The organism is Cupriavidus sp. SHE (assembly GCF_000812445.1).
In the GTDB taxonomy this organism is placed as follows: domain Bacteria; phylum Pseudomonadota; class Gammaproteobacteria; order Burkholderiales; family Burkholderiaceae; genus Cupriavidus; species Cupriavidus metallidurans.
Window position 1 is genome coordinate 18,769 of record NZ_JWMB01000011.1, and the last position, 26,909, is coordinate 45,677.

Annotated in this window: 26 protein-coding genes and 2 pseudogenes; 7 read left to right on the plus strand and 21 right to left on the minus strand. The window is 62.2% G+C overall.

Going from position 1 to position 26,909, the window contains the following annotated elements; genetic code table 11:
* Positions 1 to 145: 145 nt before the first annotated feature.
* From RN01_RS05525 to RN01_RS05545, 5 genes are all read right to left on the minus strand, one after another.
* Positions 146 to 520 carry a hypothetical protein gene (locus RN01_RS05525; RefSeq protein WP_017514561.1) on the minus strand — a complete coding sequence of 125 codons (375 nt, stop codon included), beginning with the start codon at positions 518 to 520 and terminating at the stop codon, positions 146 to 148.
* Between the two features lie 326 nt (positions 521 to 846).
* Positions 847 to 1,494 (minus strand): response regulator transcription factor, encoded by a 648-nt coding sequence (locus tag RN01_RS05530; RefSeq protein WP_039016654.1) that lies wholly within the window; start codon positions 1,492 to 1,494, stop codon positions 847 to 849.
* 257 nt (positions 1,495 to 1,751) lie between these two features.
* The gene (locus tag RN01_RS05535; protein WP_024570822.1) at positions 1,752 to 2,690 is read right to left on the minus strand and encodes a hydroxyacid dehydrogenase; all 939 of its coding nucleotides are present in this window, start codon (positions 2,688 to 2,690) and stop codon (positions 1,752 to 1,754) included.
* A gap of 2 nt (positions 2,691 to 2,692) precedes the next feature.
* Complete coding sequence (locus tag RN01_RS05540; protein WP_017515222.1) at positions 2,693 to 3,391, minus strand: RraA family protein; 699 nt, start codon at positions 3,389 to 3,391, stop codon at positions 2,693 to 2,695.
* 154 nt (positions 3,392 to 3,545) lie between these two features.
* Entirely contained in the window at positions 3,546 to 4,550 is a 1,005-nt protein-coding gene (locus RN01_RS05545; RefSeq protein ID WP_024570821.1) for a tripartite tricarboxylate transporter substrate binding protein, read from the minus strand.
* Between the two features lie 464 nt (positions 4,551 to 5,014).
* Here RN01_RS05545 and RN01_RS05550 point away from each other — a divergent pair, with 464 nt between their 5' ends.
* From RN01_RS05550 to RN01_RS34250, 3 genes and pseudogenes are all read left to right on the plus strand, one after another.
* Positions 5,015 to 6,154 (plus strand): porin, encoded by a 1,140-nt coding sequence (locus tag RN01_RS05550; protein ID WP_024570820.1) that lies wholly within the window; start codon positions 5,015 to 5,017, stop codon positions 6,152 to 6,154.
* Between the two features lie 371 nt (positions 6,155 to 6,525).
* Positions 6,526 to 7,173, plus strand: coding sequence for a response regulator transcription factor (locus tag RN01_RS05555; protein WP_039016655.1), 648 nt, complete (start codon positions 6,526 to 6,528; stop codon positions 7,171 to 7,173).
* A 466-nt stretch (positions 7,174 to 7,639) separates the two neighbouring features.
* Positions 7,640 to 7,883, plus strand: a pseudogene (locus RN01_RS34250) (hypothetical protein); the annotation flags it as partial.
* A gap of 256 nt (positions 7,884 to 8,139) precedes the next feature.
* On the opposite strand, the gene RN01_RS05560 reads toward RN01_RS34250, so the two are convergent.
* The 4 genes from RN01_RS05560 to RN01_RS05575 all read right to left on the minus strand — a co-directional run bounded on the left by RN01_RS05560 (position 8,140) and on the right by RN01_RS05575 (position 12,008).
* Positions 8,140 to 9,039, minus strand: a complete 900-nt coding sequence (locus RN01_RS05560; RefSeq protein WP_024570825.1) for a LysR family transcriptional regulator — start codon at positions 9,037 to 9,039, stop codon at positions 8,140 to 8,142.
* A 64-nt stretch (positions 9,040 to 9,103) separates the two neighbouring features.
* The gene (locus RN01_RS05565; RefSeq protein ID WP_051068986.1) at positions 9,104 to 9,886 is read right to left on the minus strand and encodes an enoyl-CoA hydratase; all 783 of its coding nucleotides are present in this window, start codon (positions 9,884 to 9,886) and stop codon (positions 9,104 to 9,106) included.
* A gap of 17 nt (positions 9,887 to 9,903) precedes the next feature.
* A complete protein-coding gene (locus RN01_RS05570; RefSeq protein ID WP_017513211.1) occupies positions 9,904 to 11,058 on the minus strand; it encodes a CaiB/BaiF CoA-transferase family protein in 1,155 nt (384 codons plus the stop codon).
* Positions 11,055 to 12,008, minus strand: coding sequence for a tripartite tricarboxylate transporter substrate binding protein (locus tag RN01_RS05575; RefSeq protein ID WP_024570826.1), 954 nt, complete (start codon positions 12,006 to 12,008; stop codon positions 11,055 to 11,057). Before RN01_RS05575 ends, RN01_RS05570 begins: the two co-directional genes overlap by 4 nt.
* Positions 12,009 to 12,242: 234 nt before the next feature.
* Here RN01_RS05575 and RN01_RS33790 point away from each other — a divergent pair, with 234 nt between their 5' ends.
* On the plus strand, positions 12,243 to 12,383 hold the full coding sequence (locus RN01_RS33790) for a hypothetical protein (protein WP_156149777.1): 141 nt from the start codon (positions 12,243 to 12,245) through the stop codon (positions 12,381 to 12,383).
* A 17-nt stretch (positions 12,384 to 12,400) separates the two neighbouring features.
* Here RN01_RS33790 and RN01_RS05580 read toward each other — a convergent pair whose 3' ends face one another.
* The 5 genes from RN01_RS05580 to RN01_RS05595 form a co-directional block, all read right to left on the minus strand.
* On the minus strand, positions 12,401 to 13,201 hold the full coding sequence (locus RN01_RS05580) for an IclR family transcriptional regulator (protein WP_017513213.1): 801 nt from the start codon (positions 13,199 to 13,201) through the stop codon (positions 12,401 to 12,403).
* A gap of 287 nt (positions 13,202 to 13,488) precedes the next feature.
* Positions 13,489 to 14,565: a porin gene (locus tag RN01_RS05585; RefSeq protein WP_017513214.1), complete on the minus strand. Its 1,077-nt coding sequence runs from the start codon at positions 14,563 to 14,565 to the stop codon at positions 13,489 to 13,491.
* A gap of 217 nt (positions 14,566 to 14,782) precedes the next feature.
* The gene (locus RN01_RS33795) at positions 14,783 to 14,998 is read right to left on the minus strand and encodes a hypothetical protein (RefSeq protein ID WP_133428589.1); all 216 of its coding nucleotides are present in this window, start codon (positions 14,996 to 14,998) and stop codon (positions 14,783 to 14,785) included.
* Positions 14,999 to 15,252: 254 nt separating this feature from the next.
* Entirely contained in the window at positions 15,253 to 16,149 is an 897-nt protein-coding gene (locus RN01_RS05590; protein WP_024570828.1) for an alpha/beta fold hydrolase, read from the minus strand.
* 177 nt (positions 16,150 to 16,326) lie between these two features.
* On the minus strand, positions 16,327 to 17,178 hold the full coding sequence (locus tag RN01_RS05595) for a LysR substrate-binding domain-containing protein (protein ID WP_017511049.1): 852 nt from the start codon (positions 17,176 to 17,178) through the stop codon (positions 16,327 to 16,329).
* A gap of 113 nt (positions 17,179 to 17,291) precedes the next feature.
* Between RN01_RS05595 and RN01_RS05600 the strand changes: the two genes are divergently transcribed.
* A complete protein-coding gene (locus RN01_RS05600) occupies positions 17,292 to 17,930 on the plus strand; it encodes a LysE family translocator (RefSeq protein WP_024570829.1) in 639 nt (212 codons plus the stop codon).
* 37 nt (positions 17,931 to 17,967) lie between these two features.
* On the opposite strand, the gene RN01_RS05605 is transcribed toward RN01_RS05600, so the two are convergent.
* Positions 17,968 to 18,558 carry a hypothetical protein gene (locus tag RN01_RS05605; RefSeq protein ID WP_223277419.1) on the minus strand — a complete coding sequence of 197 codons (591 nt, stop codon included), beginning with the start codon at positions 18,556 to 18,558 and terminating at the stop codon, positions 17,968 to 17,970.
* Between the two features lie 258 nt (positions 18,559 to 18,816).
* Here RN01_RS05605 and RN01_RS34880 point away from each other — a divergent pair.
* Together RN01_RS34880 and lpdA are read left to right on the plus strand one after the other, a co-directional pair.
* Positions 18,817 to 19,032: pseudogene (locus RN01_RS34880) on the plus strand (biotin/lipoyl-containing protein); the annotation flags it as partial.
* 114 nt (positions 19,033 to 19,146) lie between these two features.
* Positions 19,147 to 20,613, plus strand: a complete 1,467-nt coding sequence (lpdA, locus tag RN01_RS05610; RefSeq protein WP_051068940.1) for a dihydrolipoyl dehydrogenase — start codon at positions 19,147 to 19,149, stop codon at positions 20,611 to 20,613.
* 6 nt (positions 20,614 to 20,619) lie between these two features.
* Here the strand turns inward: lpdA and RN01_RS05615 are convergent, their stop codons facing one another.
* The 6 genes from RN01_RS05615 to tcuA all read right to left on the minus strand — a co-directional run bounded on the left by RN01_RS05615 (position 20,620) and on the right by tcuA (position 26,883).
* Complete coding sequence (locus RN01_RS05615) at positions 20,620 to 21,069, minus strand: response regulator (protein WP_223277418.1); 450 nt, start codon at positions 21,067 to 21,069, stop codon at positions 20,620 to 20,622.
* 126 nt (positions 21,070 to 21,195) lie between these two features.
* On the minus strand, positions 21,196 to 22,221 hold the full coding sequence (locus tag RN01_RS05620; RefSeq protein ID WP_017511044.1) for a D-2-hydroxyacid dehydrogenase: 1,026 nt from the start codon (positions 22,219 to 22,221) through the stop codon (positions 21,196 to 21,198).
* Positions 22,222 to 22,230: 9 nt separating this feature from the next.
* Positions 22,231 to 23,211 carry a tripartite tricarboxylate transporter substrate binding protein gene (locus RN01_RS05625; protein WP_017511043.1) on the minus strand — a complete coding sequence of 327 codons (981 nt, stop codon included), beginning with the start codon at positions 23,209 to 23,211 and terminating at the stop codon, positions 22,231 to 22,233.
* A gap of 248 nt (positions 23,212 to 23,459) precedes the next feature.
* Positions 23,460 to 24,248 carry a class II aldolase/adducin family protein gene (locus RN01_RS05630; protein WP_011518702.1) on the minus strand — a complete coding sequence of 263 codons (789 nt, stop codon included), beginning with the start codon at positions 24,246 to 24,248 and terminating at the stop codon, positions 23,460 to 23,462.
* Positions 24,249 to 24,290: 42 nt separating this feature from the next.
* The gene (gene tcuB, locus RN01_RS05635; RefSeq protein WP_017511042.1) at positions 24,291 to 25,463 is read right to left on the minus strand and encodes a tricarballylate utilization 4Fe-4S protein TcuB; all 1,173 of its coding nucleotides are present in this window, start codon (positions 25,461 to 25,463) and stop codon (positions 24,291 to 24,293) included.
* Positions 25,450 to 26,883, minus strand: coding sequence for an FAD-dependent tricarballylate dehydrogenase TcuA (tcuA, locus tag RN01_RS05640; RefSeq protein WP_017511041.1), 1,434 nt, complete (start codon positions 26,881 to 26,883; stop codon positions 25,450 to 25,452). Before tcuA ends, tcuB begins: the two co-directional genes overlap by 14 nt.
* Positions 26,884 to 26,909: the final 26 nt, after the last annotated feature.

A 26,909-nucleotide genomic window follows, 5' to 3' on the forward strand; every position in this document is an offset into this window, starting at 1 on the left:
CCTGGTTATGCGACTGTGGAATCGATGGGTGCCGGGGTCGGCGCTGGATGGGGCGCAACTAAACACTGCACGGAATCTTTCTCCAGTACCCGGTAGGCACGAAGAACCTTACGAACCCCGGGGCGGCCGATTGCCCCCCAACTAGCTACCTCAGTGCGGGCAGCCAGATGCGTGGTTCCTTGTCACTGATGCTCATCAGCCCCAACTGGAGCTGATCGGCAACACGCGAGGCATGGTGTTCGGCCAGTTGCTGAACATCGTCGGGCACCGTCACGCCCGCAACGTCGCTGGCGAAAGCATAGTGACCGTGCAGCGAACATTTTGGATCGCCGGTATTCCTTGACGGCGTGAATACGGTGCTCATCTCTCGAAACCACTGTCGCAGTACCGGACTGCAGCTGCCGGCATCGCTATACCGGATTGCCACCGACGTTCCGGCTGGCAAGCATTTGCGGCCCAGGAATCGCGCTAGCGACGCCGGGTCAACGGCAGCGTCGAAGGCGACCAGTTCAACAGACATGGCGCACTATCCAAAGTAAATGATCTGAAGGCATTTTGCTGCCCACAATATCCGCCACGCCATAGGCTAAGGCTGATAGCGAACAAGGAAGACATAGCGATGTCGAATGCGCGCCCCAACGAATGAAAGGAACTCTCCAGTTCAGAGGCTGGGGCAAGAGTCGGCATCAAAGTGCCTTGATGAGGTTCCTGCTTTCATCGCGCAAACGGAAGGGCGAAGTCATGGCTGCTTGCCTCTCGCTTACTTGGCCGGAGCCGCGAGCACACCAGCTGACCGAGATGCCAATGCGTAACTTCCTAGGCTGTTCTGCGCGTTAAACAGGCCTGCTACGGCTCGTCTGAGTCTGCCGAGGCAAGATAGCGTCCGAGCTCCATATCATGCGTCAGCCCGAGCTTTGCCATAGCAGCGCACTTTTGCACGCTGATTGTTTTCCTGCTTCGGTTAAAGCGCGCCGCGATTTCTCTGAGCGAGAGCCCCTGCGCGAGCAGGCGCAATACCTCTCGCTCACGGGGGCTTAGCTGCTGCAGTGCAGCTTGTGGCGTGCGTCCGTCGTCCTGGTCGAGAAGATGCGCCAGCGAGGCCGGAGCAACGAATTTCCTGCCCGCAAGGACAACGCGGCAAGCCTCGGCAACGTCCCGAGTACCGCAGGTTTTCGAGACGAAGGCGGAAGCGCCCGCGGCGATCATGTCGCGCACGGCTGGCGGCGAGGCGTTCATAGAAAACACGATCACGGCTACATCGGGACGCAAACGCTTGATGCGTCCGATGAGTTGCAGCCCGTCGCCCGCTTCGTTGAGGGAGAAGTCGGTGATGACAATACCCACCTCTGGATCGTTCAGCGCATTGAGGATCTCATTGACACTGGAGGCAGTGACCACCTCCGCGAACTGTCCTGTGCGGGCAAGTTCACTGCTGAGGGCGATCACAATGATGGGGTGATCATCGCAGACGAGTACTTTGGGGGCTTGGTTCATTCGTGACCCCGCGTTCGAGGCATTGGGCAGTGTGGTCAAACAAATTTAGGCAAGGAGCCGCTGCATCGCTCCGCGACCCATGCCAGTCACTTTCCATTTCATGCCAGGTTCAGCGTAACCAACCAGCACGCGCATACCCTGTTAGGGAACGTGATGGATTAGCACCTTGCGGCCGGCAGGTGCCAGCATCGGAGAATGATCCCGGCGCCTCGTGTAGCGTCGGCTACAGTCAGGTCAGCAAAGTCCGCACCCCGAAGTCAGCCATCTGCCGTGACGCTGCCCAGCACAGCCAGCACATTCGTTGCCGCGCCTACGCCCATGCTTATGTAGGCCGCATCGCTGACGCCTCCAATATGCGGCGTCAGGATGGCGTTCGGGATCTGCCGGAACGGGTGCGGGACGGTCATCGGCTCGATCGCGAAGCTGTCCAGACCGCTCGCATAGAGCTTGCCGTTCGTGAGGGCGTCGGCCAATGCCGGTTCGTCGATCAGACCACCGCGTGCGGTGTTAATCAGGATCGCGCCGTTCTTGAATAGGCCCAGCGTCTCGCGATTCAGCATGCCGCGATTGCTCTCCGTCAGCGGGCAATGCAGCGACACCACATCCGCATTCCGGTAGATATCGTGCAGATCGTTGACTAGCTCGACGCCATCCGGCACTGCATTCGCATAGGGGTCGAATGCGATCACGCGCATACCCAACGCCACACCGGTCACCGCTACGCGGCGACCGATTTCGCCAAGACCGACGATACCCAGCGTGCGGCCGTTCAGTTCGATGCTCTTATGGATCGATTTGTCCCAATAGCCCTCACGCGTGCGGCCGTTCAGATGCGGCACGGACTTGGCACAGGCCAGAATCAGCGCCCAAGCGTGCTCAGCAACGGCAGCGGCATTGGCACCAACCGCGGCCTTCACTGCGATGCCGCGTTCGGCTGCGGCCTTCTGGTCGATCACGTCGATACCGCTGCCATGCTTCGAGATCACCTTCAGCGACGGCGCAGCATCCATGATGCTGGCGCCGATCCTGCCATAGCGCACGATGATGGCAACAGGATCGGTCTCCTTTGCCAGTGCCAGCAAGACGTCTTCGGTACACGATTTGCCGGCGAAACGAACCTCGAAGTCCTTGAGCAGTTCGAGTGCCTGGGGCGCCAGATCATTGCCCGTGACCAGCACCACCGGTTGCCTCTTCACGCTCACAGCGATTCGCCTTCGGCCAGCACGCCAGCTGCACGCAGTTCCTTTTCGAGCCAGCCCGGTCGCAGATCGCCAGCCTTGATGGCAGCGATGCGCTTGGCTTCGGCATCGACCTTCTTCTGCGCCAGCTCCAGAATCACAGGCACCTCTTCGCGCGGGATCACGACCACGCCGTCAGCATCGCCAACGATAAGATCGCCCGGATTGATCGCAACGCCAGCCACCGAGGCCGGCCAGTTCACCAGGCCACCGATGGCCTTCGTGGGGCCGCACGGGTTGGTGCCGGCCGAGAACACCGGGAATTGGCCATGGGCCAGTTCGTGCGAGTCGCGCACTGCGGCGTCGATCACGAAGCCCGCCACACCTGAGGCCTGTGCCTGCGTGGCCATGATTTCGCCACACAGCGCTGCCGTCTGATCACCCTTGCCATCCACTACGATGACATCGCCAGGTTTGGCGATAGCCAGGCCCACATGAAACATCAGGTTGTCACCGGGACGCACCTCGATGGTCAGCGCAGGACCGCACACCTTCATGGTGGAAGACAGCCCCTGCACGCGCGCGTTCAGCGTGCCGCGACGGCCGACCACGTCGGCCAGAATGGCGGCCTGGAACTTTGATGCCCGCTCAACCAACTCAGACGAGACGCGAACAAAGTCGCGACGAATCGCGGAGGACAATTTGGCTTGGGTGCTCATGGACGACTCCAGTATGACCGGACAAACAAAGGGAAATGACTAAAGCGGAATACTTCGTGGATGCCGCGGGCTGACTCTTGGCAATGCCCTGCCAGTTGTTCCTCCGCCCAACCCTGCGTCGGACAACAACGGGCCGGCACCACACACAGTAGGATCAGTCCAAGCTCGCGCCCGAGTTCTTGACTATCCGGCCCCAGCGCACGATCTCAGTCTTCAGCAATTGGCTGAACTGCTCAGGGCTGCCGCCGAGCACGTCACCGCCTTCTGAACGCAGCCGTTCTGCCACGTCGGGTTGCTTCAGCGCTTCGTTAATTGCCAGGTTGAGTTTCTGCACGATAGGCGCCGGCGTGCCGGCGGGCGCCAGGATGCCGAACCAGGAGATAGCGTCAAGATCCTTGTAGCCCGATTCGGCCAGTGTCGGCGTATCAGGCAACTGATGGGAGCGCTTAGCCGATGTGACTACGATGGCGCGCATGTTGCCGTTACGCACATGGCTCAGCAGCGTAGGAATAGATGACATGTACAGATCGACTTGGCCGCCCATCACGTCGGTCATGGCCTGCCCCGCGCCTTTGTACGGCACATGCCGCAGCTTGATGCCCGCCGCGTCTTCGGCCAATTCACCGGCCAGGTGAGCCACGGTGCCATTGCCGGAGAAGCCGAGCGTGATCGCATCAGGCGCTTTCTTGGCGGCCGCCACCACGTCGGCAAAGCTTTTGAATGGCGACGATGCCGGCGCTACCATCACGATTGGTGACGATGACACCAGGGCCACAGGAGCCAAGTCAACCAACGGCTTGTAGGGAAGCTTGGGATACAGCGTAGGGTTGATTGCCAGATTGCTGGTCTGCCCCATGACGATGGTATAGCCATCGGGCGTCGCCCTGGCAGCCGCATCCACACCCAAGTTGCCGCCCGCGCCGGGTCGGTTCTCGACGACTACATTCCAGCGGTTCTGCTCAGCGACCTTCTGTGCCACCGCACGCGCGATCATGTCGGTACCGCCTCCGGGTGGGAACGGTACGATCAGCCGGATTGGCTTGCTGGGGTAGGCGGATTGGGCAAGGGCCGAACTCACCGGAATCGCGGCGGCTACCACTCCGGCTACGGCGACGCCCACGCAGGCAGCCAAGGTACGATAAAGCTTAGAAGAACGCATGGCAGTGTCTCTTTCTCTGTTTTTTTCAAACATCGCCAGATACTGGGACCGGCCGAAGTTCGACTATAAAAAGCGAATTTGCATAGCAATGGTGAGGCGTGTAGTGAAACTAACTGGCTATCTCACTCGCCAATGCGGCCGCGCCTCTCCACTGCAAGAGAAAGGGGCTCCCCGAAAGCAGCCCCTTCTGAATCCATTACAAATCATGGGAAAGTGTCGACATCTATCCAACACGAAACATTCGACAGATCACAGCAAGACATCAAATGGATTCGTTGAGAATTATTTCCATAATGAAGATCGCAAGGAATAGGCCATCGCCTAAATATTCGGCCGTAACCAATTAACCAACAATCGAAATATTTGTGCTTGGAATACCTTCGATTCAAGTCCCAGAATCATCAACTCGCGTACCGATCAGTCTGTATGCAGTTATGAATTCTTACTAAAATCGGAGGAAGATAATGAAGTTCAAACTACTGGCCATTGCAGCCACTTCGGCAGCCGCATCGCTGGCAGCAAGCAGCGCCTATGCGCAATCAAGCGTGACTCTCTATGGTGTTGCCGACGCAGGCGTGGAGTACTTGAACAAGGCCGCCGCATCGAATGGCGGGGTACAGCCCGGCACGAAGGGTCAAAGCCTTTTTGCACTTCAGTCTGGCAATCAGTCGGGCTCCCGCTGGGGCCTGCGCGGCATTGAAGACCTTGGCGGCGGCCTGAAGGGAATCTTCACGCTGGAAAGCGGATTCAACGTTGACGATGGCAAGATGGGCCAGAGCGGCCGCCTGTTTGGACGCGCCGCGTATGTTGGCCTGCAAAACCAGTGGGGGCGGCTGACTCTGGGTCGTCACACCACCCCTGGCTTCGACTTCGGTTTGGCCTTCGACCCGATGACCATCTCGAGCCGCTACTCGATCACTTCGCAGGACCCGTGGTTTGCATCGCGAGCAGACAACTCGGCCAAGTACATGGGCACGTTCGGTGGTCTGACCGTGTCCGCCCTGTACAGCCTCAACAACAACAACCAGGAAGTTCCGGGCAACTTCACCAACGGCCGTGAGTACTCGTTCTCGGCGATCTACGCTTCCGGCCCGTTCTCGGTCGGCGCCGTGTACGACCAGACGAATCGCTCACAAGCTACCGCCCTGTCGACGAACAAGCTGACCCGTCACGCCGCTATCGCCGGTACCTACGCGTTCGGTCAGGCCAAGGTCTTCGCTGGCTACCGCTATGCGCACGCCTACAACGGCGATGTTCTGGTAGGCACTCCGAGCCACGCCAACGGTTCGTCGAACCTGGCTTGGGCTGGTCTGGGCTACCAGGTGACGCCGGCCCTGTCACTGACTGGCGCCGCCTATTACCAGAACCTGCGTAACGCCAACGCCGGTAACCCGTGGCAATTCGTTGCCCTGGCTGACTACTCACTGTCGAAGCGGACCGATGTGTACGCGTCGATGTCGTACGCCCTGAACCACGGCAAGTCGACCCTTGGCGTGAACGGCTTCAATGACCAACTGGGTTCGGCAACCTCGTCAAACTCAGAAGGTGTTCAACCGGGCGCAAACCAGTTTGGTGCGGTAATCGGCGTTCGCCACAAGTTCTAAGTCTAAGCACAAGGAACTTGATTGGATAAGCCCAGGAGATTCCTGGGCTCTGGGGCCTCGGCATGCTGGCGAATCACTCGCCTAAGAGGATGCGATGACGAAGAAGACGTCGCAGCTACAGCATCGCTGGGCCCGAGTATCGGCATAGGGTCCTTTTCCACCATCAGCCTCGGCCTAATCATCAACGCCTGCAGTTTAGGCCGCGGCCTACTGGACCGCGCCCCCACCAGCCTGACAATATCTCCCTAGTAAGCTGCGCCGCACCTGGCATGAAATGGCAAGTGACTGGCATGGGTCGCGGAGCGACGCAACGGCTCCTTCCCTGAACTTGTTTGACCACACTGCCCAATGCCTCGAACGCCGGGTCACGAATGAGCCAAGCCCCAAAAGTACTGGTCTGCGACGATCACCCCGTCATTGTGATCGCCCTCCGCAGTGAACTTGCCCGCATAGGACAGTTCTCGGAGGTGGTCACTGCCTCCAGTGTCAATGAGATCCTCAATGCGCTGAACGATCCAGAACTAGGCATAGTCATCACTGACTTCTCGTTCAACGAAGCGGGCGACGGACTGCAGCTCATCGGACGCATCAAGCGTATGCGTCCCGATGTAGCCGTGATCGTGTTCTCTATGAACGCCTCGCCGCCGGCCGTACGCGACATGATCGCCGCGGGCGCCTCCGCCTTCGTCTCGAAAACCTGCGGTATTCGGGACGTTGCTGGGGCTTGCCGCGCTGTCCTGGCGGGTCGGAGGTTCGTTGCTCCGGCCTCGCTGGCGCATCTTCTCGACCAGGACGACAGAGGCACGCCACAAGCTGCGCTGCAGCAACTAAGCCCTCGTGAGCGAGAGGTACTGCGCCTGCTCGCGCAGGGGCTCTCGCTCAGAGAAATCGCGGCGCGCTTTAACCGAAGCAGGAAAACCATCAGCGTGCAAAAGTGCGCTGCCATGGCAAAGCTCGGGCTGACGCACGACATGGAGCTCGGACGCTATCTTGCCTCGGCAGACTCAGACGAGCTGTAGCGGGCCTGCCCATCGCGCAGAACAGCTTTGCACGGAAGTCTCTGAGTACACTGACTACATACGTTGCATGCAGGCGAGCGAGCGTTGTCCATAGACATACTTGCCGCGGTACACCACGGCGAAGTCCGAGGAGAAAAAGTGCGCCAGCCCGCGGGGAGCCGACTGACGCCTAAGGGGAACGAGCGAGAGGTGTCCCATGGACACCGCCTTGCCGTGAGAGGAAAACCCGGAGGCACTCTCACGCAGCATTTTTAGGCAATAACACCACCCTGGGATATAGGCCTCGTCCTAATATTCCTTCAAATGGTTTTACAGAAAGATGCCACGGTCATGCGTTTGGCTGCATAGATGCTGAAACAGGTTTTTACTTGGGCGGCTAAGGAGCCTGTGTTTGCCGATGCTCGTCGCGAGCGATTAGCGACAGTGAATCGCCCCGGGTTCAGTGGCGGCTCCACTCTTGGAAAGAATGGAGCCCATAAGCGAGCAAACCAGGTTTCCCCCTGAGATCAGAGAGCAGCGCATCGAACATCCATCGCCGTGGGCAGCAGTCGACTCTATCGCACCGACAATCGGTTGCACGAGCCAGACACTGTTGGGGTGGATCAACCAAGTCGATCTGCAAAGTCTTGCAGATTGCTCCGTCGGGCTATCAGCGCCATGCTGCGCGATCTTACGATCCGTCTCGGCGCTCCGCGCGAGCCAAACGCGATTGGCTCGCGTCAACGCCGCAGGAGTGGATGGGAACACTCGCGGATGCGCCGCGTGAACTCACGAGACCGTTCGAGATCTGCCTCCAAAGCCAGAGGCGTGGCGCGCAATCGATGCGCAACCGTGCAGGCTATAACCACAGCACCTCGTGTAACGCCCCGAACTACCACAATCGCCACGCGATGGGCGAGTGGATCATTCGGTTCAGAGCACCGGCCCTCGGACACGACAGTGCCGGGACGCTGTCTCCTTAAGCTGCTAGGCTCGTGCGGCGGCCAGTCGCTTCCTGACGCTGTCAAGCAGGCATTCTGCTGGCGTCGAAAGCCGCGCATTCCAACGTGTTATGAGCGAGATGGGGTGTTCGACTCCCTCGCAGGGCAATGCCCTCGCTACCAGGCCCAGTTCCGAGACGAACTCCCGAACGTAGCCGGGCAACACTGTAACCCCGAGCCGCGCCTTCGCAAAGCTGATTGCCGACAGCACCGTCCCGACTTCGACGGAAGTTGAGTACGTCAGATGTCTCGACGCAAAAACGCGATCGATGGTCCGCCGCGTGCTGAACGTTGAATGCAAGGAGATTTGCGGATAGTCGGCAAGCAACTCCCAGCTAACCTTGCGCTTGCGTGCCAGTTCGTGGTCGCTGGCGCAGATCACGAACATGGATTCGTTGTACAGGTGCTCGATCGAGAGCTTGGGATGCGCTTCTTCCATCGAAACCAGTCCGAAGTCGGCCTTTCCATTGACCACGTACTCGATCGTCTCGTCCGTCGACAACTCATGCATGCCGATCCGGATCGCCGGATAGGTTTCGTGGAACGTCGAAACCGCCCCACGCAACAATCCCACGCACATCATTGGCGACGACGCAACACTGACTTCGCCGGCTTCCAGATTCAGCAGGCTCTGCATACTGCGCTCGGCGGCATCCATGGTCCCGAGCACTTCACATACATGGCCATACAGCTGGTGCGCCAACTGAGTGGGTGTCACCTTGCGAGTCGACCGTTCGAAGAGCCGCTGCCCGACCTTGGCCTCCATCTCCTGGCACACCTTGCTCACCGCCGACTGCGTCATGTGAATGGCCTGGGAAGCTCCGCTGAAACTGCGGAGTTCGTACACGACGCGGAATACTCGGAACTCCCTGAGTGTGAAGTTCATGGCGCTGGCATTTGGACGGAGCGGTCGATGGTACATGACCGATCCGTCCGATTACCAGTGCCTGTCAGCTTTTCTTCTTGCGCTCAAGGAACCGGGCCATGTACGCATCCGGCTCTGGCCCAGCGTAGACGTCGCCAAACACAGCAATGCTGTGCTTCAGCCCCCGCTCGATCGCAGGATCTTCCCACGCGCGCAGCAGCGACTTCTGCGCACGTACGGCCGCCGGCCCGCACTCCAGTATCTCGGATACCGTATGCGCAACTGCGGCATCCAGCGCGTCGTTGGCGACAACCTCGTGAACGAATCCCCAGGCATGGGCGCGCGCCGCATTGATCGAGGACCCAGTCAGCAACATCCAGCGCGTGTTCCCCTCACCGATCAGGCGAGAAAGGATGTTTGCATGAATGACCGATGGAATGCCGATCCTGACTTCCGGCATGGCGAAGTTGGCATGCTCGTCAGCGATGCGGATATCGCAAGCGGCGGCGAACTCCATGCCGCCCCCCATGCACCAGCCCGACAAACGAGCGATCGTCGGCACCGGGAAATCGCGGACCGCCTCGCACAGATCGTGCAATCGCGTGATGAACGCCACCGCCGTCTCTGGATCGAGCCTGGCCAGCTCCTTGATGTTCGCGCCACCAACGAATGCCTTCTCCCCCGTCCCGCGCAGCACCAGTACTCGGACGTCAGGGCGACGAGCTAGCCGACGCAGCGTCTGCGTGAATTCGACGATCGTGTCCGAGTCCAGAATATTCAGACTGGTGCCATTGGCAATACGCAGCGTCGCCACGCCCTGCTCCGAGACATCGAGCGCCAGATGTTTGATCTCTTCCGTGTTCACCATATTCACCGTTTCCTGATTCACTCTTCCTGTTCCCCTGCCTGCTGACCAAGCTTCGGCGCCGGCGTTGCCAGATCATTTCGCGCGGCTGGCGAGCGAAAGCGGGAAACGATACGCCGTTGCCCACCGTCGCCGAAATCGCGCTGATCAAAGAATCCAACCGCGCGAAGCTGCGCATCTTCCAGCAGGTCTTCCACCCGATTGACACGCGCGCACGGAATATCCGCGGCTTCCAGCAGCGCCACCCACGCGTCGGTGGTGCGAGTCAGCATGACCTGCGAGAGGTGACCATAAATGACGTCGTAGTTCTCGGCCCGCGCGGGCGCAGTTTGAAACCGGCTGTCGCGCTCGAACGTCGCGAGATCATCAATCGCCTCGAAGAACGACCTCCAGTGCTTGTCGTTGTAGACAACCGCCGCGATGTAGCCATCGCGCGTTCGATATGGCTTCCTGTGCGGTGTCAGCAGGCGGCTGTATCCCATGGCGCCAGCCGATGGTTCGAACGACGCTCCGCCGAGGTGATCCGCAAGGACAAACGCCGCCATCGTCTCGAACATCGATACACGGACCGTATCACCGCGACCCGTGCTCTTACGCGCGAACAGTGCCGCAATGGTGGCGTGCGCGGCGGTCAGGCCGGTCACCCTGTCTGCTATCAGCGTCGGCACATACTGAGGCGCGCCGCCCGTCTGGCGGGCAAACAGTTCGGCCAGCCCCGTCTGCGCCTGAATGACGTCGTCATACGCCGCACGTCCGTGCAGCGGCCCACCCTCTGCATACCCGGTCAGTTCAACATAGATGATCGACGGATTCAGGCCGCGCACGGCCGCTTCATCGAGTCCCAACCGGCGCATGGCTTGCGGTCGCACGTTGTGCACCAGCACGTCAAAGCCCGGTAGCATCTCTCTGAGCGTTCGGACATCGTCCTCTCGCTTGAGATCCAGCACGACCGACGATTTTCCCTGGTTCGCATGAAGGAACATGCTTCCCATGCCAGGCGCGCGCTTGTTGCCGGCATGGCGCATCACGTCACCATCAGGCGGCTCGATCTTTACGACCGTCGCCCCATAGTCGGCCAGAATCTGCGTGCAGACGGGACCCATGATGACCGACGTCAGATCCAGCACACGGACGCCCGCAAGCGGCCCCGTCGTATCCGGTGCGCAATGCGTCATTGCTGCTCCACACCCGCCTTGGTGGCCCTGGACGTCCAGATGCCGCGCTGAGCGACAGTGAATGCCGCGAAGTCACGCGTGCTGGCCGGAGCCGCAACCATGCCGAGCTTCGCAAGCTTCTCCACGACGGGGGGACGTGCCACAGCATCGTTCACGGCTTTGTTCCATCTCTCCACGACGGCCGTCGGCGTGCCCGCCGGCGCGGCCAGCCCCACCCATACGACCAGATCGAAGTTCTTGTATCCGGCCTCCGCCATCGTCGGCACGCTCGGAAGCTCAGGCAAACGCCTGGGACTTGTGATCGCCAGGCCATTGAGCTTGCCACCGTGCAAGAAGCTCATGACGACCGATGTATCCGCCACCATGTAGTCGATCTGCCCGCCAAGCAGATCGGTCACCGCAGGAGGCTGACTTTTGTAGGGAATGGCGTCGGATGGCACGTTCGCCATCTGCGAGAACGTGGCGGCCGCGATCTGCGCCGAGCCGCTGCCGTAGCCATAACGCAGATGGTTCTTCTGCGCGTACAGGGCCATGTCCTTTGCCGTCTTGTATGGCGCATCCGGACGCGTGACCAGCACCATGGGGATCGTGGCGATGCGGGAAATATGAACAAAGTCCCTGATCGGGTCGTAGCCGGGATGCTTGAACAGCGCCTCGATGCCGGAATGTGTGGAACTGCTCGTCAACAACAGCGTATAGCCATCCGCCGGCGACTTCGCCACATAACTCGAGCCGATGATGCCGTTGGCGCCCGGCCGATTGTCCACGATGATCGTGCCAATCGACGAACGCACCTCCTCGGCAACAATACGCGCCGCCGTGTCGGAGGCACTGCCGGCCGTGAAAGGAACAACCAGCTTGATCGGCTTGTTCGGATAGCCGTCGCCTTGCGCAAAAGCGTGTGGCGCAACGATGACGGCGGCCATCAAGGCGGCAATACGTGTCTTCATGAGTGTCTCCTCTGTCTGATGACCGCCATGTTGTTCCGATCCATTCATGCAAACAAGCGAATTGTCTTCATAGATTTATCATCGGATGGAATATGTTGGCAGGGGACCAGGCATCGATGCTGCTTGATCGCCTGATGCAGGCCAGTCGGCCTGCCAAACTGGCGCGGCGCACTTGGCTTGATCAAGCGAGGAGCGGGTGTGTTGATCGCGGCGGACATCGCTGAGGAATGGGGAATGCGAACGATACCCATCGCCGATATTCCGCACGACGCGCATCGCATCTCGCTGATCCGGCGTCGGCTGGGACGCCCCACGCTCGCGACACGCCAGTTTCTTGGAGAACTCATTCCGCAACTGAAGCAGATGAGCTCCTGAACCCACGAACCGCCCGCCTACACGCCGCCAAACTCGGACCACGCAATCTCGATGGCGTCACGCAGTGAGAGCAGCACAGGCGCATATCGCGCCTCCAGCGGACCATCGTCATCGTCCCCTACCGCGTACGAGACACTCAGGGTATAGAGCACACCATCCGGGCCCATCACTGCCGTCGCGATGCCCTCCATGCCGAGCACGACGCGCGAGCGGCAATAGCCGTCCTTCGCGTACTTCGCCCTCGATGTGTCGATGCGCTCCCTGTACTTCGGCCACTTCTCGCCGTAGTGGCTCGCCAGCCTGCCCATCAGCAGTTGCCGCCGCGATTCCGGCAGGCCGGCAAGATAAGCGTGCCCGGTCGAGCTTCTTACCATCCCGAATCGCGTTCCGGTCATTGCGGCACGACTCATCAGCCCACGGCCTTTGCGAATCGTGTGGAGATAGACCATCCAGAATCCATCGGCGGCGGATAGCGTGACGTTGATCTGCTCCGCCGTCGCCACCTGGCCCATCAGCGGCAACACGGCATCCAGCTCCGAGCGCCCGATATGGAACGAGCGCGCCAGGCTCAGGCATACCGGCGCGAGGCGATAGCCCTTCGACACACCGTCGTATTCGAGATAACCGCCTTCCACCAGCGAATGGGTGAGGCGACTGACCGTGGGCCTCGGCAGGCCACTGCGTTCGGCGAGCTGAGCGTTGCTCAGCACAGGCGCGCCGCTGACGAATGCGCGCAGTAAGTTGAGTCCGCGCAGCAACGTCTGGCTGCCCGGTGTGGTGCGCGAGAAAGGCTCGCTCTCGTGCGTCGGTTCAAGCATGGCTTCCTGCCGGCTTCGGTCGCTCCGGTCGTTTCAACTGTCGAAACGACCATACTGCGGCCCCCTCTCTACGCGGTCAATGCTCGATATCCCGCGACCATTTCATTGATTCCCAATCAGTAGGAAACGTCGTGCCGCACTCACGTTGCCTTGATTCCGATCCGGTTCCAGACTGCGATACCCGGCCTGCCCGATGATTTGCGCGTGGACAAGGACATCCCATTTGGCAATGGTGACGGGGCACCAAGTCCATGTCGTTGAAGGCCCCGTCCACACAATGATCTATGTCAGAAAATGTGCTTTATCCCGAGGGTCGTGCCGAACTGATTGCTGCCCGGCGGCGTATGACCGAAGCCGGCCGCGCCGTTACCAAGACCCATGTTCGAGTTTTCCTGATTCAGTGCGTAGCCCAGCGTCAGGTAGGCCTCGGTACGCTTCGAGAATGCGTACCGACCCGTGGCAACGAACAGCCACGGGTCACCACCGGTGTTGCGGAAATCCTGGTAATAAGCGGCCGCGCTAAGCGTCACCGCCGGCCCCGCCTGCCACATCACGCCCGTCCACCACAGGTTCGACGCCTGATTCGACACACCTGGCAGCGCGCCCACGAGCATCGCTCCATCGTAGGCCTTTGCCCATCGGTAGCCGGCGAACACCTTGAGGGTGGAGAGCGCGTAGGTACCGGCCAGCGTGGCCCGACGCGACGTGGCGTCGCGGTTCGTGGTCAATGTGCCAGTGTTGACCTCGTCATAGGCCGTGCCAATGCTGAACGGGCCATTGTTGTAGCTCAGGCGAAAGCCGAACTCCCGACCTAGTTTGGCATTCCCAGGCACCTCGCTGCCATCCACCGTGGTGCTTTCCGCGCCAAAGCTGTACATGGCCGTGGCCGTCAAGCCGCCGAACTTCCCCACATACTTCACGGTGTTGTCCGGCCGGGCGACGAAGGCAAGATCCTGATTGAAGATGGACCACCTCGGCGACAGCGCCATCGGGTCGAACGCGCCGATCATGTCGAACAACGCGCTCTGCTGACGCCCAAACAGGATGCTGCCCCATTGGCTCTCCAACCCCACATATGCCGATCGCCCGAACAGCCGTCCGCCCTGCGCTGATTTGCCAGTGTCGACATCAAAGCCACTTTCGAGCACGAACACCGCTTTCAGCCCTTGACCAAGGTCCTCGGATCCACGTACGCCCCAGCGCGAACTGGAAAGGCTGCCCGACGTCTGCCTGACCACGCTGCCCCCACCCACCTGGTTGTTGGTGAAGCTCACGCCTGCGTCCACGACGCCGTACAGGGTCACGTTTGCCCGGGATTCCACCGAAACGCAGCACAGCAATGCTGCGAGTGCGGGAACTGTCATTCTCGCCTTCATTCTTTTCCTCCAAGTTGAAAATGCCTCAATTTCCGGCTGAGGCTGGCCAGGTCATGGCGTGTGGACGCGCCCGCTTGAGCGGGAACGCTTCACGCCTTATTGATTTCGTGGCGCATCAAAGCGCTGGACAAAGCTCCGCCCTGCCGGCTGTCGTCGGCGAACGGTACGTTGCTCGTGGATAGGTGATCGAGTTCGGAGCGCGCGGCTACGGATTGCCCGTAACCAGAATGCTTGCGGCCTTCCGATATTGTTCGGCTTGTTTATCGATCAGGGTGACGGCGTTACCGCCGATGCAGGCAAAGCGCGCGATACCGGGGCTGCCAGCCATAGCGGACTGAGCCCCGTGCTGCGGCTGTGGTGCGCGAAGTATCCGCCGTCGTGACGATGCGCGACCCGAGGTCGCGAGGTTGCGAGTTGCCATCCTTGTCTCCTTGTTTGATCAACTGCATGGATGGCCAATCACGTGAAGCGGCTCGGTGGGCGCTGACGAACCCAGTACTCGGCTAACCATTGCATGAGTGCGCGTTGTCGATCTCCGTCGACCAGAACACGCACCAGCGGCGAGTATCAAACACTTGACCACGCATTACCAGACCACCGTTTCGGTATTTGAAACGAACCCGGAGAACCGATATGGGGAGAGCAGCGATAAGGAGAATCGGGCGAATGCGCGCCTTATCGAGCGTGCAATTCGCCATCGCCGCTGGCGAACCACTGCAGCAGCAACTGATTGATTTCGTCTGCTCGTTCGTATTGCACCCAATGCCCGCCGCCGGGAACCAGGTGCCATCGCCGAGTCGGCAGATTTCCAGCGATGCGCGGTGCCGCTTCCACCGGGTCAGCCGTCACGTCATGCTCGCCCCAAATCAGCAGCGTCTTTCCGCCATAGCTGTCGAGCGCCTGTCCGAGCACCGGGCTGCCGCGCGAAATGGACTTGCTGCGGAAGCGCGTGGCCATGCAAGCCCGTTCGTGCACGGCCATGGCCAGCGCGTCGATGCTGGCCGGATCGTGAAGCATCAGTGCTTTGAGGTTGTGCCTCAACCCTTGCAACATCTGCTTGCGGTCCTCCGTGCGCCAGTTGACCATATCGAGTCGCTGGCGCCGTTCACCGCCATGCCCGGCGGAGCCCAGCAGCGCAAGCTTCTCGACATTCGGCAGGGCGGCTGCCAGGCGGGCCGCGACTACACCACCGAAAGAGAAGCCCGCCAGCGCGAATCCATCCGACGCGCCGAACCGCTGTCTCAGACTGGCTGCCACCGTATCGACCAGCCGATCCAGCCGGTCATCCGCGTGAGGATCGCCGTCGAGCGTGCCAGATTCACCGAAACCGGGCAGGTCAGGCAGCCATAGCGTGTGCTGCTGGCTCAGCGCCTCGATATTGCGCACCCAGTGCATCCAGTTTCCATGACCGCCATGGATCAGTACCAGGGGGGAGCCACGACCGATCTCGCGCCAGACCATCTCTGTGGGACCGGATCGGTCCCGGTGGACGACTGCCCTTGCGCTGAGCCGCTCAAGCATCTCGTCCGGCGTCGCGGGCCGTGGGGTCGTTGTAGATATCGGGCTCGTCATATCGCAAATACGTGGGGACGTGGGAAATGAAGCGCTGTATCTGACCACGCACGGCGTGCCCGAAGCAAGTCATGGACGAGAAAAAATCGCCTCGATTCGCGTATGTGAGTGCCGCCCTTATCCCCTCTCTTCGCTGACCCATCATCTGATCACGCCGGGCGTCAGCCAGTCGGGACCTCAGACCTTCAAGTCCGCCAGCATCTGTTCCGCCAGAAAGTCGCACGGTGGCCGCGCCGATTTCGCGCTACGCGCCAGCACGACCTCCAGCGGCGCGAGCGGCGGCAGTCCTTCGGACTCCCCCAGCACGGCGAGATGCGCCGGTACGCTGCATCGCGCCAGCGGCGCCACCGCCAGTCCAGCCTCGACCATGCTGATCAATCCAAGCAGACTGGGGCTTTCATACGACATCCGATACTGAATATCGGCCTGCTGCAGCGCTTCGATGGCGCCGGCTCTCGCGGCGCTGCCGTGGGCGAAGACGGCGATCGGGAGCGGACGCTCCCGCCAGATGGGTCGGCCACCGCGGGCCGAGACCCAAACCATCGGCTCATGGCGGATGAAATCCCCGGTGACGCCGCGCGCCTTCGTGATGCAGGCCAGATCCAGCGTGTTGTCCTTCAGCAATGGAATCAGCGCGTGGCTGGGCAGCCCGATGACACGGATCTCCACGCGCGGATGGGCCGCCGCGAATCGGCGCAGGACCGAAGGCAGCAGCGACGACGCGTAATCGTCAGGAACGCCGATCGTGACGCGCCCGCGAATCTCCGGGCGAACCACCGCCGACCATGCCTCCTCCCGCAAGGCCAGCATTCGCCGTCCGTAATCCAGGAGCGTCCTGCCGTCCTCGGTCAGGGCGACGTTGCGCGTGGTGCGCGTGAAGAGTGGTTTGCCGAGCACGTCCTCGATCGCCTTGATCTGCATGCTCACGGCCGATGGCGAGCGATGCAGGGTCTCCGCCGCGCGCGCGAACGACCCGGCATCGGCCACGGCAACAATCATCTCCATCACGTCGAGATCGAGCTTCTTCATGTCATCAGAAAATCTGAACAATCGGATCAGTATAATCCGTTTTACTTAGCTATCTCGTGATCCGATACTGCCAGCATTCCCGATCAAGGATGGTTCTGGACCAGGTGCAGCGCATGAGAACGATGTACGAATTCATGGCCGTGGGCGGCCTGCTGGCGATCACGCCGGGCCCCAATATGGTCTACGTGATGGCGCGCTCGGTCTCGCAAGGCACCCGGGCTGGGCTGACTTCACTGGCGGGCGTCATGCTCGGTTACATGACCTACATGCTCAGCGCGGCATTTGGCATCAGTGCGCTGTTCCTGGCGATTCCTGGCGCCGCGCGCCTGCTTGCCATCGCCGGTGCAGCCTACCTGCTCTACATGGCCTGGCAGATGCTCAAGCCAGGCGGCCGGTCCCCGCTGCAGGTCCAGGCAACCCGGGCCGAACGGCCGCGTCGCCTGTTCACGATGGGCGCGATGACCAGCCTGCTCAATCCCAAGCTTGCGCTGGTCTTCCTGTCGATACTGCCGCAATTCATCGACTATCAGGCGGGTGGCGTCCTCAGGCAATCGTTGGTCCTGGGGCTGGCCCTGACCGCCGCTTTCGCATCGGTCAACGCGCTCGTCGCCATATCGTCGGGCCGCGCCGCGGCAATGATGGGAAGCCACCCACGCTGGCTGCTGGCGCAGCGCCTTGTGGCGGGCGGCGTGCTTCTGCTGCTCGGGGCGAGGATGGCGCTGGAAGCCGCGCACTGGCCGGCGCTGTCGTAGCGCCATCGCCCGTCAGGCGAGTGGAATGATCGCCCGCTTACGGCGAGTTCATCCGCAAACTTCCCCGGATCGACGGCGGATGGACGATCCACGGCATCGTGGTATCCACCCCCGTATCGTCCAGGCAGCCCTCGAAGGTGCCGCTGCCGGGATACTGCTGATGGACCGAGAGCGTGACAGCGATCATGGCCGCGCCATTGGTGCAGATGCCGACGCTGCCGCCCGGCTCTGCAGGACGTATCACCTGCCCGCCCATCACGTCGCCGCTCTGCAGGGTGCCATCGGCTTGCCACCAGTGCCATTCGCCCCCGATGACGGTAGCCTCCACCACGGTACTCGTATCGACCAGGGCACCCGGCTCGGCTGGCGGCGGCGCCGTGCGGTCGAAGCTGGCAACCCAGAATCCGCCGTGGCCGGCAATCGTATCGCTGCACGGTTCACCGGTACCGGTGTCCGATCCCGAGAACGTCACGCGGCTGGCGCCCGTGTCATAGGCCACGTCCTCGTACACATCGACGCCCGAGAGGCAGGCCTGGGAATGAACTTCCGGATACGCGCAGGCCGCGCACCACGGGAGCAGCATGGCCGACGCGACGCGCCGGACCTGCACATTGAAATCTGGAGTCATGGCGACCTCCCGGTACATCTTGTTCTTCGAATCCTTCCCATAGCTTAGGAAGCCCAACGCCTTCCTGCCGGGTCATTTTGTCGATAGGAGCGGCGCGGCATCGCGGGGGATAGCGTCCTCCGGATTGATCCAGCCAGTGAGTGCCGCTGGCGCATCATTTGCGCTCGTCGAAGTATCCGCTGCGCCACTCGGCTGGCATCCTTGGCGTGCTCTCCTAGACTGGAAGCTTTCGTCACAAGAGACCCGCAAGGAAAAACCATGGCCGCGATCGAAGTGAAGGTGCCGCAGTTGTCCGAATCCGTCTCGGAAGCCACGCTGATGCAGTGGAAGAAGCAAGCCGGCGAGGCCGTCAAACGCGACGAGATCCTGGTGGAACTGGAAACCGACAAGGTCACGCTGGAGGTGCCGAGTCCGGCCGACGGCGTGCTGGCAAAGATCGTCCAGCCCGATGGCGCCACGGTCCATACGGACGACGTGCTCGCGGTGGTCGACACCGAGGGCAAAGCAGTCGCTGCAGCCTCTCCCGTGGCGGCTGCAGCGCCGGCATCCGCCCCAGCGCCCGCACCTGCCCCTGCTCCGGTAGCCGCCGTGGCATCAGGTGGCGCTGGTGCCCCGGCATCGGCCAAGGCCGACTTCGACGTGATCGTGATCGGCTCCGGCCCGGGTGGATATATCGCCGCCATCCGTGCGGCCCAGCTAGGCAAGACGGTAGCCTGCATCGAGGAATGGAAAGACGACGCTGGCAAGCCACGGCTCGGCGGTACCTGCCTGAACGTCGGCTGCATTCCAAGCAAGGCGCTGCTCGCCTCGTCCGAGTACTTCGAGCAAGCGAAGCATGGGCTGGCCGAACATGGCGTGCAGGTCAAGGGCGTCACGCTCGATCTGCCGCAGATGATCCAGCGCAAGGCCGCGATCGTTGACAAGTTCACCGGTGGCGTGGAGTTCTTGTTCCGTAAGAACAAGGTCACCTGGATCAAGGGCCATGGCAAGTTCAAGGGGCGGGCCGCGGATGGCGTGATCACCGTGGAGGCTAGCAACGGCGGCGAGACGACGTCGCATACGGCACGCAACGTCATCATCGCAACGGGCTCGAAGGCCCGCCATCTTTCGGGCGTGCCGGTCGACAACAAAATCGTCTCCGACAACGAGGGCGCGCTGTCCTTCGATTCGGTGCCGAAAAAACTCGCGGTGATCGGCGCCGGGGTGATCGGTCTCGAACTCGGCTCGGTATGGCGACGGCTCGGGTCCGAAGTCACGCTGCTGGAGGCGCTGCCCACATTCCTTGGCGCGCTTGACGAAGCCGTGGCCAGGGAAGCCGCCAAACAGTTCGGCAAGCAGGGGCTCACGATTCACCTGGGTGTCGACATCGGCAATATCGAAGCCACCGCCAAGGGCGTCAGCATCGCCTACAAGGACAAGGACGGCGCCGAACAGAAGCTCGTCGCGGACCGGTTGATCGTGTCGATCGGGCGCGTGCCGAACACCGACAATCTGGGTCTGGATGCCGTGGGCCTGGCCGCCGACGCGCGTGGCTTCATCCCCGTGGACGACCAGTGCCGCACCCCGGTGGCGGGCATCTACGCGATCGGCGATGTCGTGCGCGGCCCGATGCTCGCCCACAAGGCCGAGGACGAAGGCGTCATGGCCGCCGAGGTCATCGACGGCCAGAAGCCGCACATCGACTACAACTGCATTCCGTGGGTGATCTACACCGAGCCCGAAATTGCCTGGGTGGGCAAGTCAGAAGCGCAGTTGAAGGCGGAAGGCCGCGAGTTCCGTTCCGGCCAGTTCCCGATGATGGCCAACGGCCGCGCGCTTGGGATCGGACATCCGGATGGCTTCATCAAGATGATCGCGGACGCAAAGACCGACGAAATCCTGGGCGTGCACATCATCTCCGCCAATGCCTCGGATCTGATCGCCGAAGCCGTGGTCGCCATGGAGTTCAAGGCGGCCTCGGAGGACATCGGCATGATCTGCCACCCGCACCCATCACTGTCTGAGGTCATGCGCGAGGCTGCGCTGGCGGTGCGAAAGCGGGCGCTCAATATGTAGTTGGTGCTATTGATCGTATTGGTCGTACTGGTCGTACTGGTCGTACTGGTCGTCTTTCCCAAGGTAGCGACCCAGGACCGACTGGAGCGTCTCGTAGCTGACGGGTTTCGTCAGCACCATGCCGATGCCCGCCTCCAGGCATGCGAGTCGCTCCTCGGGTCCAGCGGTGGCCGTGATGGCGACGATGGGCAGGTCGGGGGCCACCTGCCCCGCCTTGCCCGTGCGAATTCTGCGCGCGAGCGCCAGTCCTTCGATGCCGGGCAGGCTGAGGTCCGTCAGCAACAGCGCGGCCGGGCCGCTTTCCAGCGCCCTGAGCGCGTCGGCACCGTTCTCGCAGAGCACCACCTCGCAGCCACCAATGCCCTTGAGCTGGTCCTCCAGCACGAGCAGGCATACGGGATGATCCTCCGCGACGATGACGCGCGGCAACGGCAGGTTATTAGCAGGCTTGGACACGGTACGTGGCAACAGAAATTCGGCTGTCGATATTGTGCATGTCGACGCCGCGGCGAGGTTGCTGAAGACTCCGCAACTTCCCGCTTCAGTTTGCAGCCTTTTCTGCAACCCCCTTCCCATTTGCCGCTAGGCTGACACGTTTCGCATTGCCTGACCCGCCAGCCGACGGCGAAGATTGTCCAGGAAGATGTCGACCACACGCGCCGCATTGCCGTCCGAGAAGCCGGCGCTATGCGGCGTGGCAATGACGTTCGGCAACGACCATAGCGGCGACGTCGCCGGCAATGGTTCATGCGCGAACACATCGAGGTAGGCGCCGGCCACCCTTCCTTCTGTCAGTGCTTCGATCAACGCTGGCTCGTCCACCACTTCTCCACGCGCCACATTGATCAGCCGCGCACCCGTCGGCAATCGCCGCAGGGCCGCGCCGTCAACCAGTCCACGCGTCCGTTCCGTCAGCGGGCAGGCCAGTATCAACCAGTCCGTACGGGGAAGCACCTCGTGCAGGGTATCGAACGTAAAGGTCTCGAACCCTTCGCCAGCCGGCGTCGGCTGTTGCCGGACCACGGCCACCGACATGCCGAGCAGGCGCAACATGGCGCCGAGCTGCTGCCCGATCGGGCCCCACCCCACAATGGTTGCGGTCTGCCCCCGCACGTCACGCGGCAATCCCGTGCCTAGCAACGGGGCCCAGCGTTGCTCGCGCTGCGCAGCGAGCAGTAGCGGGAAATGCCTCGCCAGCGCCAGCAATCCCGCCAGCGCGGTTTGCGCCACCACTCCCGCATTGGCGCCGGAAGACGTGGTGACCGTCACCCCGCGCTGCCGCAACTGGCCGAACACGGCGCGATCGGCGCCGGCCGAATGCACATGCACCCATCGCAGCGCGGGCGCCTCGAGCATCGCCGAATAGAAGCGCTGCGTGGGCGGCAGGATCTGATGCTTGGTCGATAGCCCGGTCACGTCGCGCGACACGAAGGCGATATCAGCATCGACACCCTTTTGATCATCGGTGGCAGGCGCCAGCACCGGCAGCCACGGGGTGCCGCCCACAGCCAGATCGATCGCCGCGCGATGCTCCCTCAACGTCGGTTCGGACAACAGGATGCGCAATGGCTGGACGGCTTCTTGGGACTTCGGCTGAGTTTGAGACATGTCTGAATTTCAATCGACAGTGGCACCGGAGGCCTTGACCACGACCTTCCATTTCTCGTATTCCTTGTGCGCGAAATCACCGAACTGCTGCGGCGAGCCGCCGACCGGATCGGCGCCCTCACGAACCATCTGCGCCTGCAGCGACGGCAGGATCTCATTCACGGCCTGATTGACCCGGGTGACAACCTCGGCCGGCGTGCCCTTCGGTGCGAAGAAGCCGAACCACGAGCCAGCCTCGAAACCGGGGAAGCCCTTCTCCGCCACCGTCGGCAGATCCGGCAGCGAGCGGGAACGCTTCGCGCTAGTCACCGCCAGCGCGCGCAGCTTGCCAGCCTGGATCTGCGAGATCACCGATGGAATCGTGGCGAACATGAACTGGACGCGCCCCGAGAGCAGGTCATTCAGCGCATCGGCGCCCTTGTAAGGCACATGAGTGGCCTGGGCACCGATGCGTTCACTAAACATGAAGCCCGACAGATGCGACGACGTCCCCACCCCGGTCGAGCTGTAGTTGAGCTTGCCCGAGTTCGCCTTGGCATAGGCCACGAACTCGTCGAAGTTCTTTACCGGCAGCGCGGCCGGCACGACGAGCACGTTCGGCACGTCGGCGATCTGCACTACCGGCACCAGATCGGCCAGCGGGTCGTAGTTCAGGCGCTTGTAGAGTGTCTGGTTGATCGAGATCGGCCCCACCGAGTTGACCAGCAGGGTGTAGCCATCGGCCGGCGATCGGACGACGTACTCGGTGCCGATATTTCCGCCCGCGCCGGGACGGTTGTCCACCACGAAGGATTGCTTGAAGCGCTGGGCAAGTTGCTGGCTGACGCTACGCGCCAGCATGTCGGTGGTGCCGCCTGCGGTGAAGGCCACCACCACACGCACGGGCTTGGCCGGATACGGAGTGCCTTGCGCCGACGCCTGCGCGGCGAACGTGAAGCCAGTGGCGGCCAATGCAGTAGCCAGCCATAGAACGGGGGCGAATCGATGCATGTCTTGTCTCTCTTGTTTATATAGTTCTTCTGCGCACCGGGACGGTCTTGCGCGCGCCCGGTGCCATGTCACCAGTCGGGACCCGCGAATCGGGGCACGGATCCCGCCGGTTCGCCCCAAGCCATCCACGCCTCTGCGGGCGTTGGATGGCATTCAGGCTTTCTTCTTCAAGTGCAACGGTGATGCGGTAAAACGGTAAATCAGTAAGGCCACAAATCGGGGATACGGGAATGCGTAGCTTCGGCTTCCTAGTCGCGGAAGCTCGGGTCCAGGCGATCAAGCTTGCGCAGCAGCGCCGGCCATTCCATGACGCCATACGGACGGCGCGTGCCCGGCTGATAGTTGTTCCACGTGGCTTCCAGCACGTCCGCCGGCACCTGCTGCAGCGGCGTGTTGCACGACATCGCCGCCACTTGCGAGCGGCAGGCCAGTTCGAGCCGATGCATCCAGTTGAACGCCTCGCCCACAGTATTGCCAACGGTCAGGGCGCCGTGATTGCGCAGGATCAGCGCCTCGCCCTTGCCCAGGTCTTCGAGTAGCGACGCCTGTTCGGCGGTATCGAGCACCACGCCCTGATAGTCGTGATAGCCGATCTTCAGGAAGCGCATCGCTGTCTGCGTGACCGGCAGCAGGCCGCACGCCAGGGACGACACCGCCATCGACGCCCAGCTATGGGTATGGATCACACACGCCACCTCGGGCCGCGCGTGATGCACCGCGCTGTGAATCACGTAGCCGGCCTTGTTGATGCCGTAGTTCAGCGAACCGAAGTCAGGCTTCGACAGGATGTTGCCCGCGTGGTCCACCTTGATCAGGCACGATGCGGTGATCTCCTCGTACATCATGCCGTACGGGTTGATCAGAAACGCATCCTCTTCATCCGGCACGCGCACCGAGATGTGGTTGGCCATCATGTCGGCCATGCCATAGAGCTCGACCAGCCTGTAGCACGCGGCGAGATCGACGCGCGCTTGCCACTCCGTGTCGCTGCACTGGCCGCGCATCGAGGGGATGTTCAGCACACCCGGTTTCGTCATGATCCTGTCTCCCTTTTCGGTTTCTTGATTCGATTCGATGTCTTAGTCGGCGCCCAGCGCGAGATCGCTCGGCCGGCGCTTTTCGATGTTGTACTTCAGTAGCGCCGCGCAGCGGTAGATGCCATGCGCGAACTTGCCGTACGGCAGCGTCAGGAACAGCGCCATGACGATGCCGAGGTGAACTGCCAGCGAGGTGGCCATCGCGCCGGTATCACGCAAGGCCAGCAACGCCAGCCCGCTCACGCTGGTCAGGAACAGCAGCGCGATGAATCCACGGTCCATCGGCTTCTGATCCGGATCGCCGGTGCGCGGGTCGCGCCGCACATTGAGCCAGAACAGACCGGCGGTGCCGATCAGCAGGCCGATGCCGCCCACCGTGCCAAGCAGCACCGGCAGGCTCGTCAGCGCATAAGGTGCGTGCAGATCCAGCAGGTAGTGATACAGCGTGGCCACCGTCGTCGCGGCAAAGCACAGCATGAAGCCGTAGAACGTGAAATGGTGGAAGCGCCGGCGCAGCAGCGTGAACGCGTCGTCCTCGTTGTTGCAACCTTCGCCGTGCCCACCGCCGAGATACTTGAGGCGCAGCGCATCATGCGCGGCGCCGCCCGCAGCCGCACCGCCATCATCACTGGCTCGCGTGCCGGGCGTTACCTGCCGCCAGAACCGTGTCACCCCGATGCCCAGCGCGAAGATGGCGAAGACGAACACCACGCCGAACATCACGGCCAACAGATTGTGCGGGAAGATCGCGTAGAAGTTGCCGGCCAGCGGCGCGTGCAGCAGGCTGCCGCGCATCGCCAGCACCATCAGCAGGAACAACGCCAGGCCGCCGGCCAGCGCCAGCGCCGTAGTCAGCCCTGCGCGCCTGTACAAACCGCCGAGCGCGGCGGGAAATGCGTAGTCGCCGTAGGTCTGCACACGCACCTTGGCCATTGCCTGCGGAATATTGACTGCGAACTCGTGCGGCGGCGCGTACTGGCAGGCGTGATAGCAGGCGCCACAGTTGTGGCACAGATTGGCCAGATAGTGGATATCGGCCTTGGGAAACTCCAGCCGGCGCGTCATTGCCGGGAACACCGCGCAGAAGCCCTCGCAATAGCGGCAGGCGTTGCAGATCTGCAGGGTGCGGGCCACTTCGCCTTCGTCCGCAGTCAGCGGTAGCGCGCCGCGCGCCAATGCCGCGGCCTCGCGCGTCAGCGCTTCAAGATGTTGCATATTCCTTTTCCGTGGATGCCTGTGAGGCACGCTTGGCCATGCCCTTTGCCGCCTTGGCGGCCTGCGTGCCGGCAATCCGGCCGAACGCGGTCCCGATTGCCATGCCGACGCCAGCGGTATAGCCCTTGCCGAGCACGTTGCCAGCCATCATCTCGCCGGCCACGAACAGGTTGTCACTCGGCTTGCCGTCAAAATGCACGGCCGACTCTTCGTTGACCTTCAGTCCCAGGTACGTGAACGTGATGCCTGGGCGAAGCGCGTAGCCGAAGAACGGCGCGGTGTCGATCGGCCGCGCCCAGTGAGTCTTGGACGGCGTCACGCCTTCGGTGTGGCAATCGTCCAGCACCGTGTGGTCGAACTTGCCGACCCGGCACGCGGCGTTGTACGCGTTGATCGTCCGCATGAACGTGGTTTCGTCGAGCCCGAGCTTGCGCGCGAGTTCCGGCAACGTATCGGCCTTCACGCCCGGGAACACCGGCGGCATGAAGCGTCCGACGGCCTTTGCGTCGATGATCGAGTAACCGATCTGCTGTGGCTGCTGCGCGACCAGACGGCCCCAGATCGCATAGCGCTTGGGCCAGAAGTCCTCGCCTTCATCGTAGAACCGCTCCGCGTTGGCGTTGAGCACGACCCCGAGCGAGACGCAATCGATTCGCGTACAGATGCCACCGTCGTAGAGCGGCGCGCGCGCGTCGATAGCCACGCAGTGCGACTGTGACGGGTCACCGATTGCGTCGGCGCCCGCGGCGATCATGTGCTTGAGCAGCACGCCCATGTTGAAGCGGGTGCCGCGGATCAGGAAGTTGTCGGCGGGCCATTCGCCCCGCTCGTTCTGGCCCCAGGCCTCCCGCAGCCACTCGCGGTTCGATTCGAATCCGCCCGCCGCCAGCACGCAGGCGCGTGCTTCAATCCGCTCGGCGCCGATACGCGCGGCCACGAAACGGCTGCCATCGAGCTCGATGGCGTCGACTGGGGCGTTGTAGCGAATCTGCACGCCGAGCGCCTCGGCGCTGCGGTAGTACGCATTGACGAGCGCCTTGCCGCCGCCCATGAAGAACGCATTGGTGCGAGCCACGTGGAGCGCGCCAGACAACGGTGGCTGGAAATGCACGCCATGGCTGCGCATCCAGTCCCGGCACGACGACGACGCGCGGATCGCAAGCCGCGCCAGCTTCTCGTCGGTCAGGCCGCCGGTCACTTTCAGCAGATCCTGCCAGTACTCTTCTTCGGGGTACGCGTCGACCAGCACGTCCTGCGGAGCGTCATGCATGCAGCGCAAGTTGCGTGTGTGCGATGAGTTACCGCCGCGCCATTCGCGTGGCGCGGCTTCCAGCAACATCACGCTGGCGCCCGCTTCACGGGCCATCAGCGCGGCGCAAAGGGCGGCATTGCCGCCGCCGATCACCAGGACGTCGATCATGACCGGGCGTCCTGAGTGCGGGGATT